This is a genomic window from Herbaspirillum sp. alder98 (genome assembly GCF_020179755.1).
Taxonomy (GTDB): Bacteria; Pseudomonadota; Gammaproteobacteria; order Burkholderiales; family Burkholderiaceae_D; genus Herbaspirillum.
The window spans coordinates 120,622-138,056 of record NZ_JAIUCY010000013.1; the positions used below are offsets into that span (position 1 = coordinate 120,622).

A 17,435-nucleotide genomic window follows, 5' to 3' on the forward strand; every position below is an offset into this window, starting at 1 on the left:
CCTGGCGATATCGATCATTTTCCTGAAGGATCCACCGTGTGCCGCATGGCGCAGCCTTGCTGCGCGCTGCGATTGGCGCACGGCGTTGCCATGGCCGTCACCGGACTCCGGCTTTCTGTTTCCTTTGATCGCGGCGCGCGGGGAGGCGCGCTTCACAAGAAACGGCCGCCTGACGGCCACCCACAGGAAGCGGCAATGAAACAGTTCGACAGCAGCAACACCACCCTCCGTCAGCGCCAGCTTGTGCTCGCGCTGGCCACCGCATTCTCGGCCCTGGGCGTTGATGCCCACGCCCAGGGCAGCGACAGCGCCTTGCCCGAGATCGTGGTCTCGACCCCGACCGAGAGCGAACTCAAGCGCGCCGGCACGGCCGGTGGCAGGCTCAACCTGACGCCGCTGGAGACCCCGGCCAGCGTGACCGCCATCACCGGCGAGACGATCCGCGAACGCGGTTACCAGACCCTGCTCGACGCCCAGACGCGTGCGCCCGGCATCACCTCGGTGCCGTTCTCGGGCAACGGCAACAATTCGCTGTCGGCGCGTGGCTTCTACGGCCCCAATTCGATCTCGCAACTCTACGATGGCATGCAGCTCTACAATGCCGGCGGCGTGGTGACCTTCCCGTTCGATCCCTGGAACGTGGACCGGGTCGAGTTTCTCAATGGCCCCGCCTCGGTGCTGTACGGCACCGGCTTCATCGGCGGCGCCATCAACGTGATCCCCAAGAAACCGGACTTCAACCGTGCCGCCAACGAAGTGCAATTGTCGGCTGGATCGTTCGGCACCTGGCGCCAGGCCATCGATAGCACCGGGCCGCTCAACGACCAGTGGGCCTATCGCATCAGCGCCAGCCATGTCGGCTCGGATGGCTGGATGGAACGCGGTCGCAGCGACAGCACCACTGTTTCGGCGGCGCTGGCCTGGCAAGCCACCAAAGACCTCACGCTGACGCTGTCCAACGACTATGGCGACATCAATCCCGGCAGCTACGAGGGCACGCCGATCAGCGGCGGCAGCGTGATCCAGTCGCTGCGCTATCGCAACTTCAACGTCGACGACGCCCAGGTACGCTTTACCGAAAACCGCACCTACCTGCGCGCGCGCTACCAGGCCACGCCCGACGTGGTATTCAATAACGACGTCTACCTGATCAAGCACGAGCGTCGCTACAAGGAAACCTACACCTATACCTACAACCCGACGACCGGCAACGTGCTGCGCTCGAACTATCGCGACATCGTCGGTTACCAGACCCAGTACGGCGACCACGGCTACGCCACCATCGATAGCCAGTTGTGGGGGCGCAAGAACCAGCTGGTGGCAGGCTTCGACTTCAACCGTTCGGTGTACGACCGCAACGACAACACCAATGCCTCGGGCAACTTTCCCGGCTCGACCACGGTGAGCGCCGCCAGCTTCAGTCCCGGCAGCTTCGCCCAGGGCACCACCGCCAGCATGCGCTACCTGTACCGCGTCACGGTCGACCAGGCCGGCCTGTTCTTGCAAGATCGCTACCAGTTGAGCGAGCGCTGGTCGGTCAGCGGCGGCATGCGCGGCGACAACTACCAGACCCGGCGCGACGACAATCTCACCGGCATCACCTCATCGGGCAATACCAACGCCATGTCGTGGAATGGCGGCGTGGTGTTCAACCCGGTGCGCGATACCGCCCTCTATGCGCAATATGCGGTGGCGTCCGACCCGGCCACGTCGCTGGCCAGCATCAGCGCCTCGCAGATGCAATACGCGCTCTCGCGCGGCAAGCAGGTCGAGGCCGGCGTGAAGCAATCGCTGTGGGACGGCAAGCTGGACTGGACGCTGGCGGCCTACCGCATCATCAAGAGCGACCTGCTCACGCCCAACATCAACAACACCGCGATCTCGGATACGGTCGGCCAGCAATCGTCGCGCGGCCTGGAAGCGTCGATCGCCATCCGTCCTGCGCGCGACTGGCGCATCGAGGCCAATGCCTCGATCCTGCAGGCCCGCTTCGATGACTTCGTGGCCAGCGTCAATGGCCGTCCGACCTCGCTGCGCGGCTACCGTCCGCAGTTCGTCCCCAAGCGTACCGGCAACCTGTTCGTGGCATGGAATTTCCTGCCGCAATGGGAGGTGCGCAGCGGTGCCCACTATGTCAGCGACCGCTATTCGGACAACACCAACGTCTCGCGCCTGCCGGCCTACACGGTGCTGGATGCCGGGCTCGCCTGGCGCGTCAACGAACGCCTGAAGTTCGACCTGCGCATCGACAACCTGGCCGACAAGGTCTATGCCGCGTCGACCTATGCGGGCACGGCCACCCAATGGGTGCTGGGCGCGCCGCGCAGTTATACACTGACGATGAACTATGGCTTCTGAGCGTTCGCGCCCGGGCGCCTGGCGGGGTTGGCTGGCGGCGCTGCTGCTGGCCTGCGTGCTGCTGCCGGCCCATGCGGCCGAGCTCACGATATTGCAGCACGACGGCAACCGGTTGCGCTTCAGTGACGATGTCGGGCGCGAACTGAACCTGCCGGTGCCGCTCAGGCGGGTGGTGGTGTTCAACCGCTACACCACCGAATTCGTGCGGGCCGTCGGCGCCATGGATGCAGTGGTCGGGGTCGATATCGATGGCGCCCGCAGCGGCGGTTACTGGCCCACCGTGACGCCGGCGATGCTGGCCGGGCAGGGCCAGTCCAGCCCCAACTTCGAAGCCATCGTGGCGATGCGGCCCGAGGTGGTGTTCATGCCGCGCAACAGCGACTGGCAGAAAGCGGCCCAGGTGCTGGCGCAGTTTCACATCACGGTGGTGGTGCTGACCGCGTGGGACGTATTGCGTCACGAAAGCAATGTCACGCTGCTGGGTGAACTGTTCGGCCAGCAGCCGAGGGCGGCACGCCTGAACGCCTTCTATCGGGGCTACCGCGACCTGCTGGCGCAGCGGCTGGCCGGCGTCGTCCGCAAGCGCGTCTATATCGAGGAAGTCGGCAACTACAAGACCCTGCTCAAGGGCTCCGGCTGGCATGACATGGTCGAACTGGGCGGCGGCCAGAACGTATTCGGCGATGTGCAGATCGGTGCGCAACCGTCGGCGCGCGGCAGCGTGCAGGGTTTCTCGGTCGACCCCGAAGAAGTGATCGCGCGCCGGCCGGAGGTGATCGTCAAGCTGGAGCCGGGCCAATACCTGCCGCATCCAAGGGCCTTCTCGCAACAGGTGCTGCAAGGCGTCGCCTCCCGGCCCGGCTTCGCCAGCCTGCCGGCGGTCGCGAGTGGCCAGGTCTATCACATCAGTTATTACCTGGCCGGCGCCTGTTCCAAGATCATCGGCGCATTGCAGATCGCCAAATGGCTGTATCCCGAACGCTTTGCCGACATCGATCCCGAACAGGCGATGAAGCGCTGGCTGGAGCAGTTCCAGAACGTCCCGGCGCCGGGTGGCTATTCGGTGTCGCTGGCAGAGTTGCGCCGATGACCGGCAGCTTGCATGCGCGCCTGCGCCACGAACGACGCCGCCGCCAGTGGCTGTGCGCTGGCGCATTCATGTTGCTGTTGTTGCTGATATCGATCTCGCTCAGTCTCGGGGTGCGCGACTTCAGCCCGGGGCAACTGCTGCACCTGCTGGGTTCGGCCGGCAGCGACCCGGCCGCGCGCGCGGTGCTGCTGGAGCTGCGCCTGCCGCGCACCGCCATGGCGCTGGTGGCCGGCGCCGGCCTGGCCTTGTCGGGGGCCGCCATGCAAGGCGTCACGCGCAACGTGCTGGTGAGTCCATACACGATGGGCATCTCGCCGGCGGCAGCGTTCGGCGCTTCGCTGGCGATCCTGGCGGGCGCCAACCTGGGCGCATCCGGCGCCTGGTTCATCATCGCCGCCGCCTTCGCCAGTGCGGTGACGTGCGCGGTGCTGGTGCTGGGACTGGCCGCCATGCGCGGGGTGACCGCGACCATGCTGGTGCTGGGCGGCATCGGCCTCACGCATCTGTTCGCGGCACTGACGGCCAGCGTGCAATTCATCGCCAGCGAACAGCAATTGTCGGCCATCGTGCAATGGACTTTCGGTTCGCTCAACGGCATCACCTGGCACGAGGTCGGTATCGCCGCCGTGGTGCTGGTGGTATGTGCGCCGGCCTTGCTGGCGCATGCCTGGGCGCTCAATGCCTTCGCCGCCGGCGGCGACGAAGTGGCGGCCTCGCTGGGCTTTGCGGTGCGGCGGGTGCGCGCGGTGGTGACGGTGGCGGCGGTCATGATCACGGCGGCCATCGTCAGCTTCACCGGCGTGATCGGTTTTGTCGGGCTGGTGGCGCCGCACATCGCGCGCTTGCTGGTGGGCGGCGACCATCGCTGGCTGCTGCCATTGTCGGCCGCTTGCGGCGCGATCCTGGTATTGGCGGCTGATACGGCCGGGCGCCTGCTGCTGGCGCCGGTGATCGTGCCGGTCGGGATCGTGGTGGCCTATATCGGCGTGCCGCTGTTCCTGCATCTGTTGCTGGGCAGTCGCCATCGGGGAGCCCTCTGATGCTCGGTCTCGATTCCCTCCATTTCCACCACGGCGCGCGCGAACTGCTGGCAGGCATCGACCTCAAGGTGGCCGCCGGCGAAGTGGTCGCGCTGCTGGGGCCCAATGGCGCCGGCAAGAGCACGCTGCTGCGTTGTATCAACCAGACCGCCGGCCCGTATCGCGGCCAGGTCACCCTGCATGGACGCGACGCCGCCACTCTGGGTCGGCGCGAGCTGGCCAGGCTGGTGTCGTGGGTACCGCAGCAGGGCGGTTCCAGCATGGCGCTACGGGTGGTCGACATGGTGCTGCTGGGCCGCTCGCCGCATCGTCGACCCGGGAGCGGCCACCGCGACATGCAGATCGTGTCCGACATCATCGACCGGCTGCAACTGCAGGACCTGGCCACACGTGCGGTCGATCAACTGAGCGGTGGCGAACGGCAGCGCGTGATGCTGGCGCGCGCCATCGCGCAGGAAAGCAGCCTGATGCTGCTGGATGAACCCACCAGCGACCTCGACCTGCGCCATCAGCTGGAGGCCATGGCGGTGGTGCGCGCGACGGCGCGTGAGCGTGGCACCGCAGCGCTGGTCGCGATTCACGACCTGGCGCTGGCGGCGCGCCTGGCCGATCGGCTGGTGCTGCTGTCGAACGGTCGCCTCCACGCAGAGGGGCCGTGGCAGCAGGTGCTGACGGCTGACAACCTGCGGGCGGTGTATGGGGTCGATGCCATCGTCGGCAGCGATGACGGCATGCCCTACGTGATCCCGGTGGCGGGACGACGATGACACCGCAGCGCCCCTTGATCGCCTTCGACCAGTCGTTTTGCCTGGCCGGCCATTCGCATGCCCAGGCCCTGCGCGACACCTTGCAACTGGCGCAGCAATGCGAGGCGCTCGGCTACCACCGCTTCTGGGTTTCCGAGCATCACAACAACGGCGCCATCGTCGGCACCGCGCCGGAGGTGATGCTGGGCGCGCTCACCAGCCTGACCACGCGCATGCGCATCGGCGCGGCGGGTATCCTGCTGCCGTTCTATCAACCGTTCAAGGTGGCCGAACAGTTTCGCGTGCTCGAAGCGCTGGCGCCGGGCCGCATCGATCTGGGCCTGGGCCGTTCACCGGGTGGCGACCCTTCGATCTTCTCGGTATTGAATCCGCATGGCAGCAGCGAGCGCGAGGGCTTCGAGGTAAAAGTAGCTGAATTGCTGCGCTGGCTGGGTGAAGCGGGGCACAACGATACGCGCGCACTGCCGCGCACGGCGACCACGGCGCTGCCGTGGATGCTGGTGACGTCCGTGGCCGGGGCACACAGTGCTGCACGACTCGGCTTGCCGATGTGTTTCAACTATTCGGCCGAGCAGAGCCGGGGCATCGAGGCGGCCGTGTTTGCGGCCTATCGCGCCAGCTTCGCGCCCTCTGCATTTCTGGCGCAACCCTATACGGCGATGATGTTCTTCGCGCTGGCGGCCGCCAGCGATGAAGAGGCGCATTACCTGTTTTCATCACGCGCCTTGTGGCGCATCCATCTCGACCGGGGACAGCGGTTGCCGCTCGAACCACCCGAAGTGGCGCACGTCACCGCGTCCAACCCTGCGCATGCTTCGCGCATCGCCGGCCAGCTGGAGATCAACCTGGTGGGCGACGCCAGGCACATCGCGAACCGCATCGAACACATCGCCGGCAGCGTCGGCGCAGATGAAATCGGCATGACCAACTGGACTTATCATATGGCCGACCGGATTACCTCGTTTCGCTTGCTCAAGGATGCATTGAGTTAGAAATAACGCGCATCCGGTGCGACCAATTGTCGCAGTCGTGCCTGGCGGCGCGCCACGCTATCGCTTGCAATGCCTTGTCCACCAAGGATTTCGGTCGATATTCCCGATTCATGGCTGCCACGGGCGGATATGTCGGACGCTGCTGTGGGCGTTAGAATCGGCCTCCATGAGACTTCACCCCCGACGCCTGCGACTGACCGCCTGGCTCATCATCGCCTGCATTGTCGGCATGTTGAGCACGGGGCTGGCGCACGCGCTGGTGGGCGCTCCCCATGCTGCCCCGTGGCAGGAAATCTGCTCGCTCAATGGCACCGCCCAGCGCGCTGACGACAACCGGCAGGACGACGCCCAGCCCACCCATGCAGCCCATTGCGCCTTCTGCAGCAAATACGATCATGCGCCGGCGTTGCTGCCGCACATCGACATCATTGCGCCGCAACGCTGGCGCGGGTTGCCGCCGACCGCGTCGGTCCTGCTCTCGCCACCGACGGTCACCGCTGCCTGGACCCACCGTCCCCGAGGGCCACCGCTGATCGATCGCAGCCGATCCTGATCAGACCCCGGTCGCGCTCACCGTAGCATGCGCACCGGGCCGCCTGCGCCCGCGCCAGGCTTATTGCATCCCTCATTCATCATGAAAAAAACCTCCATGCGGCACCGCCGCATTGCCGTCCCCTTGCTGTTGTGCCTGACACCGGCCGTACACGCCCAGTCCACCGATGCCTTGCCCCAGATCACGGTGGGCGCCCAAAGCCCGGCGCAACTGCAGAACCCGGTGAGCGTAGGTTCCCGGCTTGACCTGACGCCGCTGGAAAACCCGGCCAGCGTCAGCGTGCTGACCCGCACCCAACTTGAAGAGCGCGGCGACGCCAGCATCGTCGAAGCCATCACGCGCGCGCCGGGCTACAGCAGCCTGGGGCATCCCGGCAACAGCGGCAGCTCGCTGTCGGTGCGCGGCTTCACCGACACCACCTCGGTGATGCGCCTGTACGACGGCGTGCGCCAGTACGGCGGGGTAGGGGTAAGTTTTCCATTCGATACCTGGAGCGTGCAGCGCATCGAAGTCCTGCGCGGTCCGGCCTCGGTGATCTATGGCGATGGCGCCATTGGCGGGGTGGTCAACGTGGTCCCGAAAAAGCCGACCCGCGGCAAGATCGAAAATGAGGTCGAGGCCACCGTCGGCAGCCACAACACGCGTCGCCTGGGCCTGGGCAGTGGCGGCGCGATCAATGACATGCTGTCTTACCGGGTCGACCTCAGCGGCGACCGTTCCGATGGCTGGGTCGACCGTGGCAATTCCAATAACCTCAGTTTTTCGGGGGCTCTGCGACTCGACGTCAATCCCGACTTGTTCCTGCAATTAAGTTATGCACAGGGCCACCAGCGGCCGATGCGATACTTCGGCACGCCGCTGATCAATGGCCAGCAACTGCCAGCCCTGCGCGAGAAGAACTACAACGTGGCCGACAGCGCCATCGATTATCGTGATCGCTGGGCCCAGCTGGAGGCGCAATGGACGCCCAATAGCGACACCACCCTGCATACCCGCTTCTACCAGGTCAACAGCAACCGTTACTGGCGCAACGCCGAAAGTTATACCTATAACGCTTCCTCGGGATTGATCGATCGCAGCGACGCCACCGAGATCCGGCACGACCAGACGCAGACCGGCAACACCACCGACGCCACCTTCAAGGGCCGCCTGTTCGGCCTGCAGAACCAGGTGGCGGTCGGATTCGACATCAGCAGCAGCACCTTCAAGCACACTAACAATACTTATAGCGGCAGCTTCAGTTCGGTTGATCCGGTCAGCTTCGATCCGGGCACCTACGCCAGCCCGGTGGCGTTTATCCCGCGCTATCGCAACAAGGCCCAGCAATATTCGCTGTTCGCCGAAGACAAGCTCAACCTGACCGATGCCTGGACGGTGCTGGCTGGCCTGCGCTATGACCATTCCAATGTCTCGCGCAACGACTTGGTCAACAGTGCGAACAACTTCGACCAGAATTTTTCCAATGTCGGCTGGCGGCTGGGCAGCGTCTATGCCATCACGCCCGAGTTGAGCGTGTACGGGCAGTACGCCAAGGCAGCCGATCCGGTCAGTTCGATGCTGTTCCTGACGCAGGCCAACAGCCAGTTCGACTTGTCCACAGGTCGGCAGCTTGAGGTGGGCGTGAAGCAGGTGTTCTGGAACAAACGCGGCGAGTGGACGGTGTCGGTGTACGACATCCGCAAGAACAACCTGCTCACGCGCGACCCCAGCAACCCGGCGCTGCGCCAGCAGGTCGGGCAGCAATCCTCGCGTGGCATCGAAGCCAGCCTGGCGCTGGAACTGGCCGAACGCCTGCGGCTGGACTTAAACGCCACGCTGCTGCGCGCGCGCTTCGACAACTTCAGCGAATCGGTCGGCGGCGTGGCCGTCTCGCGCAGCGGCAACCTGCCTACCAACGTGCCGCAGCGCCTGGCCAATGCCTGGCTCAGCTGGGACTTCGTGCCATCGTGGACGGCCAGCGCCGGCCTGCAATACGTCGGCCAGCGCTTTGCCGATAATGCCAATACGCTCAAGCTGCCGGCCTACACCACCACCGACCTGGCGTTGCGCTGGAAGGCCACCGCCGCCACCACCGTCACGCTGCGCGGCAACAACGTATTCGACAAGCGCTATTTCGCCACTGCCTACTACACCGACACGCAATGGCTTTATGGCCCGGGGCGCGAGGTGCAGTTGAGCGTCAACCATCGCTTCTGAGCGGATGTCGTCGCACACCGCACTGCCGGCGCGCCTGCGTCGCTGGACCTATCTGGTGCATCGCTGGTGCGGTGTGTTCGGTTGCCTGTTAATGGCCTTGTGGTTCGCCAGCGGCGTGGTGATGCTGTTTGTCGGGTATCCGAAACTCAGTCAATGGCAACGGCTGCAGGCATCGCCGGCGCTGGCCGACGCACCTTATCTGTCACCGGCGCAGGTGATGGGGCAGGGCGATGTCACGCGGCTGGTCCTCAATGCCGCCAGCGGCCAGCCGCGCTATGGCTTGCGTGACGCCGACGGTCGTTGGTCGACGGTGGATGCCGTCACCGGCCGTATCCCCGCCGCGCTCGACGATGCCGGTGCGTTGCGCTCGGCGCACGTGTTCCTGCCGGGCGTGAGCGCTCACGCGCTGGGGGCCGTATGGGAAGACCGCTGGACCCATTCGCGCGCGCTTGACGCCCATCGGCCATTGCGCCAGGTGCAGATGGACGACGCCGCCCGCACCTTGCTGTATGTCTCGTCCGCCACCGGTGCGGTGGTGATGCAGGCCACGTTGGGCGAACGCGCCTGGAATTTCGTCGGCGCCTGGCTGCACTGGCTTTACGTGTTCAAGAACCAGCCGGTCGATCCGGTGTGGACGTGGACTGTCATCGGCCTTTCCGCCGGTTGCGTGCTGGTCGCCTGCAGCGGCATCCTGGTGGGGCTTTGGCGCTGGCGTTTCAGCCGGCCCTATCGTTCCGGTTCGCGCTCGCCATTTGCGGCCGGCTGGATGCGCTGGCATCACTTGCTGGGCCTGTCGTTTGCCGCCGTCACGCTGACCTGGATCTTCAGCGGCCTGATGTCGATGAACCCGCTGGGCATCTTCTCGGCTTCGGTGGCGCCCGATCTCGCCGCCTATGCCGGATCGACACCGGCGCGACATCTGGCGCTGGCGCCACAGTCGATGTTGCGCGCATTGCAAGCGCAGGGTTTCACGGCGGTAGAGCTCGAATGGCGCAATCTCGATGGCAGCCCGTATGTGCTGGCGCGGGATGCGGCCGACCGCAGCCGGATCATCACGCAATCCGAAGGCCAGTTGCAGGTCGCCGCGCAATGGCCGCGCGCTCGGCTTGAGTCAGCGGCGGCGCATCTGTACCGTGCGCCGCTGGCGTCATCGCAGTGGCTGACGGCCTACGATAGTTATTATTACCGGCGCGATGAGCAATCGATGATGGGCGGGTCCGAGCGACGCCTGCCGGTGTTGATGCTGCAGTTTGCCGATGCTGGCCGGAGTCAGGTGTATATCGATGTCGCCACCGGACAGGTCGAACTCAGCGTCGACCGCGCGCAACGCGTCGGCCGCTGGTTATTCAGCTTGCTGCATAGTTGGGACCTGCGTCCCATGCTGGCCATCGCATGGTTGCGCCAGACAGTGCTGGTGGTGCTCAGCGCCGGTGGCTTGCTGCTGGCGGTGAGCGGGGTGGTGATCGCTTGGCGGCGCACGCGCAGGTCGCTGCGCGCACGCCGCGCCAGCGAGCCGGCTTAACGCCGCTGGTCCAGGGCAAACACGCTCACCAGTTGCGCCAGCCTGGCCGCCTGGTCCTGCATCGAGGCCGCGGCGGCGGCGGCCTGTTCGACCAGCGCCGCATTTTGCTGGGTCACGCCATCCATCTGGGTGATGGCGCGATTGACTTCTTCGATGCCGGCGCTCTGCTCCGAGCTGGCGGCGCTGATCTCGGCCACCACATCGGTCACGTGACGCACGCTCTCGACGATCTCGCGCATGGTATTGCCGGCCTGCTCGACCAGCTGGGTGCCGGTATTGACCTTGTCGACCGAGTTGCCGATCAGGGCCTTGATCTCGTGGGCCGCCGTCGCGCTACGCTGGGCCAGCGAGCGCACTTCGGACGCCACCACTGCAAAGCCGCGACCCTGCTCGCCGGCGCGTGCCGCTTCCACGGCAGCGTTCAAGGCCAGGATATTGGTCTGGAAGGCGATGCTGTCGATCACGCCGATGATGTCGGCGATGCGACGCGAGGCATCGTTGATCTCGGTCATGGTATGGATCACGCGGCCGATCACCTCGCCGCCGTTGCCGGCCACGGTCGATGCCGATGCCGCCAATTGGTTGGCCTGGCGCGCGTTGTCGGCATTCTGGCGCACGATGGAGGTCAGTTCTTCCATCGATGATGCCGTCTCTTCGAGCGCGCTGGCCTGTTCTTCGGTGCGCGACGACAGGTCGAGGTTGCCGCTGGCGATCTGCTGCGAGCCGGTGGCGATGGTGTCGGTGCCGGTGCGCACGCCACTGACGATGCCCGACAGGCTGTCGCGCATGGTCTTGATCGAGTGCAGCAGGCTGTGCTGGTCGCGCGGGCGTAGCGCGATGGGCGTGGCCAGGTCGCCCTGGGCGATGCGTTCGACGATGGCGGCCGCGTCGGACGGTTCGCCGCCCAGCTGGTTGATGATCGAGCGCAGCATGTATGCGGCGATGGCGGCGATGACAGCCATCAGCGTGCCGCCCAGCACCAGCAGAATCAACGCGTTGCGGTAGAAGGCGGTATTGATGTCGTCGATATAGGCGCCGAAACCGATGGTCCAGTCCCACGGCGCGAACTTCACCACGGCGTACAGCTTCTGCACTTTTTCGGCCGTATTGGGGCGGGTGCCTTCGGCCACCAGGGTACCGATCTCACGCCCGGCCAGCGCCGCGCGGTAGCGGTCACCGTCTTCCTTGGCGGTCTTGTCCTGGATGCCCACGCGCTTGGGATTGGGGTGCACGTAGTTGACGTCATCGGTGTAGCCGCGCACGAAGAAGTAATTCTGTTCCTTGGCAAAGCTGCCGATGATCAGCTTGGCTTGCGCCTGCGCCTGTTCGCGCGTCATCTGGCCCGACTGTTCAGAAGCGTGGACCTTTTCCGCCGCCGCCTTGGCCAGCGTCACCAGCAGCGACAACTCGGCGGTGCGCTCTTCAAGCATGGTGCGCTTGAGATTGTTGAGCGACACCATCGCGATGATCACGATGCCCAGCAGGGTGGGCGCGCATAGCAGGATGATCTTGGTCCGCAACTTCACTTGTCTATCTCCTATTGGCAATGAACATCTGTTCAATTTAATTGAGCGAATGATCTTACGTGCAGGCAAGTGCGGCGAAACCCGGGAAAAGAACGGTTTTTTCCGGTCATGGAAGGGCCTGAATTGGATTTAAGGCAACTTGCAAAGAAAACATCAAGAGCGGCTGAACAAACTCATCCTTGCAGGAACTGCAACGATCTTTCTCTTTTATCGAGATAAAAAAGTTAGCGCAGGCTGGCGGCGCGCCTTTGGCGGTGCTTTTTTCATGCGGGATCGCAATTCATGAATTGCCCCGTCGACCAATCGCCGAAGCGCTCTGGCGTGCCCAATCGATCGCCGGAAAAGGCCTTTGCTCGCTTGTGATGAACGGCGCAGAACCCTTGGATCGGGTGGCGCCGATATACCTTCGTATGATTGACCCTACGCAAAATAGGCGTATTCTCCGCTCCCATTCCTGCCTCGATGCAGGATGTAAAAGCGTAAAAGCCAAATACGCACCACGGAGACGACCTAACTAACAACAGCTCTAATGGGTTGAGGAATCCGATGGTGAATGCATTTCTGGTTTCAGACCGCAGCAGCGGTGACGGCAGCCGTCGTCGCGCCAAGCTGTGGGGCGGCGTGGCATGCGCCGCAGCACTGGCCTTCGCGGCCTTCCACGCGCAAGTCATGGCGGCCCCCAGCCCAGCCCCGGTGTCGACGGCGGCCAGCGTGGCGGCCACGCCCGACGCCGAACTGATCGAACGCGGCCGCTACCTGGCCACCGCCGCCGACTGCATGGCCTGCCACACGGCCAAGGGCGGTCAGCCGTTCGCCGGCGGCTATGCCATCCAGACCCCGATCGGGGCGGTCTATTCATCCAACATCACGCCATCCAAGAGCGCCGGTATCGGCAGCTACAGCGAGGCCGAGTTCGCCGCCGCCGTTAAACGCGGCGTGCGGGCCGACGGTGCTCACCTGTACCCGGCGATGCCGTACACCTCGTACGCCAAGCTGTCCGACGGCGACGTGGCGGCGATGTACGCCTTCTTCATGAAGGGCGTGCAGGCGGTCGACACTGTGTCGGTGCATCAAACCGCACTGGGCTTCCCGTTCAACATCCGCACCTCGATGGCGGTATGGAACATGCTGTTCCTCGACACCAAGCCGTTCGAGCCCGATCCGGCGCAATCGCCCGAATACAATCGCGGCATGTACCTGGCCGAGTCGCTGGCGCATTGCGCGACCTGCCACACGCCGCGCAATGCGTTGATGGCCGAGCGCGGCGAACTGGCATTGTCGGGCGCGTCGATCGGTTCGTGGTACGCCCCCAATATCACCGCCGACAAGGTGGCCGGTATCGGCGGCTGGAGCCGTGAAGAGTTGTATCGCTACCTCAAGACCGGTGTCGTCGCCGGCAAGGCGCAAGCCGCAGGCCCCATGGCCGAAGCCATCGAGAACAGCCTGCAGCACCTGAGCGACGCCGACCTCAACGCCATCGTCACCTACATCAGCGCCAGCAAGCCGGTGGCCGCAGCCGGCGTCACCCAGCCGCGCTACGCCTACGGCAAGCCGTCGGACAGCGAAGCGCAATCGCGCGGTGCGGCGCAAGCCGATGCCGGCTGGAAGGTTTTCAGCGCTGCCTGCGCCGCCTGCCACCAGACCAAGGGTACGGGCCTGGCCAACGGCGACTATCCATCGCTGTACAACAACACCGCCACCGGCGCCGAACGCGCCGACAACCTGGTGGCCACGATCCTGTTCGGCCTTGAGCGCACCACCGGTCATACCACGCGTTTCATGCCGGCCTTTGGCCCGCAGGCGTCGTACACCGAGCGCTTGAGCGATGAAGAGATCGCTCAGGTCAGCAACTACGTGCTCAAGCAATACGGCAATCCCGACGTCACGGTGACCAAGCAATTCGTGGCCACCATTCGCGAAGGTGGTCCCAAGCCGCTGATCGCCCGCCTGGCGCCGGCGGCGCCGATCCTGATCTTCATCGTGCTGGTGCTGATCGTGCTGGTGGTCGTCACGCGGCGTCGCCGCAAGGCTGACCGCGCTCCCCAGGCCTGAGTCGCAACCCAAGGAACAATCGCATGGACAGCCAAACCAAACACGCCGGCGCCGCGCCCGATTTCAAGCGCCGCACCGTCATCACCGCCATCGCCGCGGCACTCGGGGTAGCCACCATTGGCTTGCAAGGGCCGCTGGGCAATCTTGCCTTCGCCGCCGATGCGGCCGGCGGACTCGCCAGCTTCGTGCGCCTGTCGGAATTCTCGACCCATCGCAAGCTCGACCCGATCCTGGCCGAGCGCTACTACACGGCGCTGAAAAAACGCAATGCCCAGCTCGATACCGAAGTCGCGGCCGCACTGGTCCAGATCGATATCGCCAAGCCGGCCGACATCGACGCTTTCCTGGCGGTGATCGACCCGGTCACCAAGGCCACCGTGACCGGCATCGTGACGGCCTGGTACATGGGCTTCGTGGGCAGTGGGAAGGATGTCGAACTGATCAGCTACGCCGAGGCGCTCATGTACGAGCCCGCACGCGGGATCCTGGTGGTCCCGAGTTATGGCGGCGGGCCCAACAGCTGGGGCGAGAAACCGGTATGAACGAAACAGGAGCAATGCAATGAGCGGCGAATTCGATGCAGATCTGATCGTGATTGGATCGGGCGTGATGGGCGGCCTGATCGCCAGTCAAGTGGCCGAGGCGGGCAAGTCCGTGATCGTGCTGGAAGCAGGCCCGCGCGTGACGCGCCGGGAGATCCTGGAAACCTATCGCAATGCGCCGGTCAAGCTGTCGCTGGCCAACGTCAAGCTGCAGAGCGGCGGTTCGCCCTATCCGAACGAGCCCTATGCGCCAACCACCTATGGCGACTATCTGGAACAGACCGGGCCGGTGAAGTACAACACCAGCTACCTGCGGGTAGTGGGCGGCACCACCTGGCACTTCGGTTCGGCCCTGTGGCGCATGATCCCGAACGACTTCAAGATCAAGACCTTGTACGGTCGCGGTCGCGACTGGCCGTTTGGCTACGACGAACTCGAGCCCTACTACACCCGCGCCGAATATGCGCTGGGCGTCAGCGGCGACGACGAGGTCGACCAGAGCGGCCAGGGCGGCGGACCTTTCCCGCCCCGTTCCAAGCCATACCCGATGCCCAGCGTGCCGTTCAGCTACATGTTCAAGCGCTTGGCCGAACGTCTGCTCAAGGGCGGTTACAACCCGGTCAACGAACCCAGCGGTCGCGCTACGGTGCCCTATGATGGCCGTCCGCAGTGCGCCGGCAACAATACCTGCAACCCGGTGTGCCCGATCGGCGCCAAGTTCGACGGTTCGCGCACCATCGACCGCGCCGAGCGCGCTGGCGCCAAGGTGCTCGACAAGGCGGTGGTGTATCGCATCGAGGCTGATGACAACGGCAAGATCACGGCGGTGCGCTACAAGTCGCCGGACGGCACCGATCATCGCCTGACTGCGCGTTATTTCGTGCTGGCGGCGTATGCGATCGAGTCGCCCAAGTTGCTGCTGATGTCGGCCACCGAGAAGTATCCCAACGGTATCGCCAACTCGTCCGACCAGGTCGGTCGCAACTTGATGGATAACACCGGCATCAGCGTGACGATGGTCGCGAAGGAAGACTTGTGGCCTGGCCAGGGGCCGACCGAACTGCTGGTCTACCTGAACGGCCGTGACGGCGAGTTCCGCAAGGATGTGCCGTCGTCCAAGATCAAGATCCGCAACACCGTGCCGACCTCGCAGTACGCTTCCGAGCTGTTGGCCAAGGGCGTGCTGGGGTCGAAGCTGGACAGCGAGATCAAGCGTCGTTCGGCGCGCGAACTGAACTGGGCGGTGGACTTCGAGATGCTGCCGATCCCGACTAACCGCGTGACCCTGAGCAAGACCAAGAAGGACGCGCTGGGTTTCCCGGTGCCATCGATCTACTACAACGTCGATGAATACTGGAACGCCGGTCGCGATGCCTTGCTCAAGGACCTCAAGCGCTTCTCCGAGCTGCTTGACGCTGAGATCGTCAAGACCGACGTCGGTCACCAGAACCGCCAGCACATCATGGGCACCACCATCATGGGGTCTGATCCGAAGGATTCGGTGGTCGATGCCGATTGTCGTACCCACGATCACAAGAACCTGTTCATTGCAGGCACTTCGGTGATGCCGGCAGTATCGTGCATGAATCCGACGCTGACCGGCGCGGCATTGAGTGTGCGTATCGCTGATACCCTGCTCAAGGAAATCTGAGTCTCAGGCTGGTTGCAGGCGACGTCGGGACGACAAAACTACCTCCGTCGTCCTGACGAAAGTCAGGACCCAGCGTCGTCCAGCGCACCTCGGTGTTGTTACATAAGCCGCTGGGTCCCGGCCTTCGCCGGGACGACGGATTACTTATAAAGCTACTTCCGTCGTCCTGACGAAAGTCAGGACCCAGCGTCTTCCAGCGCGCCTCGGTGTTGTTACATAAGCCACTGGGTCCCGGCCTTCGCCGGGACGACGGATGACTTATCAAGCTATCTCCGTCGTCCTGACGAAAGTCAGGGCCCAGCGTCTTCCGGCGCACCTCGATGTTGTTGCATAAATCGCCGGGACGACGGGCGGCTTACTACATCCCCGAATAGTTAGGCCCACCGCCGCCCTCAGGCGTGACCCACACGATATTCTGCGTCGGATCCTTGATGTCGCAGGTCTTGCAATGCACGCAGTTCTGCGCATTGATCTGCAGCCGCTCCGAGTTATCCTCGTTCTTCACGAACTCATACACCCCCGCCGGGCAATAACGCGATTCCGGCCCCGCATACTGCGCCAGGTTGATCTGCACCGGTACGCTCTTGTCCTTCAGCGTCAAATGCGCCGGCTGGTTCTCGCTGTGGTTGGTGTTAGAGATGAACACCGACGACAAACGATCGAAGGTCAGCTTGCCGTCCGGCTTCGGATAGACGATGGGCGTGAATTGCGACGCCGGCTTCAGGCATTCGTGGTCGGCATGCGCGTGATGCAGGGTCCATGGCGCACGCCCGCCCAGCAATACCTGGTCGATGCCGACCAGCAGCGTGCCGGTGACCAGGCCGCGACTCATCGATGGCTTGAAGTTGCGCGCCTTGTGCAATTCTTCCTTCAGCCACGATTGCTCGAAGGCGGCCGGGTAACTGCTTAATTCGTCCAGCTGGCGGTCTTCGCCCAGCGCATGGAAAGCCGCTTCGGCCGCCAGCATGCCGCTCTTGATCGCGGCATGGCTGCCCTTGATGCGCGACGCATTCAAAAAGCCCGCATCGCACCCGATCAGCGCGCCGCCGGGGAAGACCAGCTTCGGCAACGACTGCACGCCACCCGCCGTGATCGCCCGCGCACCATACGAAATGCGCTTGCCGCCCGCGAAGAACTTGCTGATCT

At 64.5% G+C, this 17,435-nt stretch carries 13 protein-coding genes; 11 read left to right on the plus strand and 2 right to left on the minus strand.

The window, feature by feature from the left end:
- The first annotated feature begins 195 nt into the window (after positions 1–195).
- From LBW87_RS21930 to LBW87_RS21965, 8 genes are all read left to right on the plus strand, one after another.
- Positions 196–2,358, plus strand: a complete 2,163-nt coding sequence (locus LBW87_RS21930) for a TonB-dependent receptor (protein ID WP_225203599.1) — start codon at positions 196–198, stop codon at positions 2,356–2,358.
- Positions 2,348–3,448, plus strand: coding sequence for an ABC transporter substrate-binding protein (locus LBW87_RS21935; RefSeq protein ID WP_225203600.1), 1,101 nt, complete (start codon positions 2,348–2,350; stop codon positions 3,446–3,448). The genes LBW87_RS21930 and LBW87_RS21935 overlap by 11 nt, the downstream gene beginning before the upstream one ends.
- Positions 3,445–4,488 carry a FecCD family ABC transporter permease gene (locus LBW87_RS21940; RefSeq protein WP_225203601.1) on the plus strand — a complete coding sequence of 348 codons (1,044 nt, stop codon included), beginning with the start codon at positions 3,445–3,447 and terminating at the stop codon, positions 4,486–4,488. Before LBW87_RS21935 ends, LBW87_RS21940 begins: the two co-directional genes overlap by 4 nt.
- Entirely contained in the window at positions 4,488–5,255 is a 768-nt protein-coding gene (locus tag LBW87_RS21945) for an ABC transporter ATP-binding protein (RefSeq protein ID WP_225203602.1), read from the plus strand. The genes LBW87_RS21940 and LBW87_RS21945 overlap by 1 nt, the downstream gene beginning before the upstream one ends.
- Positions 5,252–6,247: an MsnO8 family LLM class oxidoreductase gene (locus LBW87_RS21950; protein WP_225203604.1), complete on the plus strand. Its 996-nt coding sequence runs from the start codon at positions 5,252–5,254 to the stop codon at positions 6,245–6,247. Before LBW87_RS21945 ends, LBW87_RS21950 begins: the two co-directional genes overlap by 4 nt.
- A gap of 166 nt (positions 6,248–6,413) precedes the next feature.
- The gene (locus tag LBW87_RS21955; protein ID WP_225203605.1) at positions 6,414–6,800 is read left to right on the plus strand and encodes a DUF2946 family protein; all 387 of its coding nucleotides are present in this window, start codon (positions 6,414–6,416) and stop codon (positions 6,798–6,800) included.
- 81 nt (positions 6,801–6,881) lie between these two features.
- A complete protein-coding gene (locus LBW87_RS21960) occupies positions 6,882–8,996 on the plus strand; it encodes a TonB-dependent receptor (RefSeq protein WP_225203606.1) in 2,115 nt (704 codons plus the stop codon).
- Between the two features lie 4 nt (positions 8,997–9,000).
- Entirely contained in the window at positions 9,001–10,518 is a 1,518-nt protein-coding gene (locus tag LBW87_RS21965; protein WP_225203608.1) for a PepSY domain-containing protein, read from the plus strand.
- Here LBW87_RS21965 and LBW87_RS21970 read toward each other — a convergent pair.
- Positions 10,515–12,044: a methyl-accepting chemotaxis protein gene (locus LBW87_RS21970; protein WP_225203609.1), complete on the minus strand. Its 1,530-nt coding sequence runs from the start codon at positions 12,042–12,044 to the stop codon at positions 10,515–10,517. The two genes, LBW87_RS21965 and LBW87_RS21970, sit on opposite strands and share 4 nt — an antisense overlap.
- A gap of 546 nt (positions 12,045–12,590) precedes the next feature.
- Between LBW87_RS21970 and LBW87_RS21975 the strand changes: the two genes are divergently transcribed.
- The 3 genes from LBW87_RS21975 to LBW87_RS21985 are packed head-to-tail and all read left to right on the plus strand — an operon-like array spanning position 12,591 to position 16,289.
- The gene (locus tag LBW87_RS21975; protein WP_225203610.1) at positions 12,591–14,096 is read left to right on the plus strand and encodes a c-type cytochrome; all 1,506 of its coding nucleotides are present in this window, start codon (positions 12,591–12,593) and stop codon (positions 14,094–14,096) included.
- Positions 14,097–14,119: 23 nt separating this feature from the next.
- On the plus strand, positions 14,120–14,638 hold the full coding sequence (locus tag LBW87_RS21980; protein ID WP_225203611.1) for a sorbitol dehydrogenase family protein: 519 nt from the start codon (positions 14,120–14,122) through the stop codon (positions 14,636–14,638).
- Positions 14,639–14,657: 19 nt separating this feature from the next.
- On the plus strand, positions 14,658–16,289 hold the full coding sequence (locus LBW87_RS21985) for a GMC family oxidoreductase (protein ID WP_225203612.1): 1,632 nt from the start codon (positions 14,658–14,660) through the stop codon (positions 16,287–16,289).
- A 358-nt stretch (positions 16,290–16,647) separates the two neighbouring features.
- On the opposite strand, the gene LBW87_RS21990 is transcribed toward LBW87_RS21985, so the two are convergent.
- Positions 16,648–17,435 (minus strand): electron transfer flavoprotein-ubiquinone oxidoreductase (locus tag LBW87_RS21990; protein WP_225203613.1); only part of this gene is annotated, 788 nt, incomplete at its 5' end.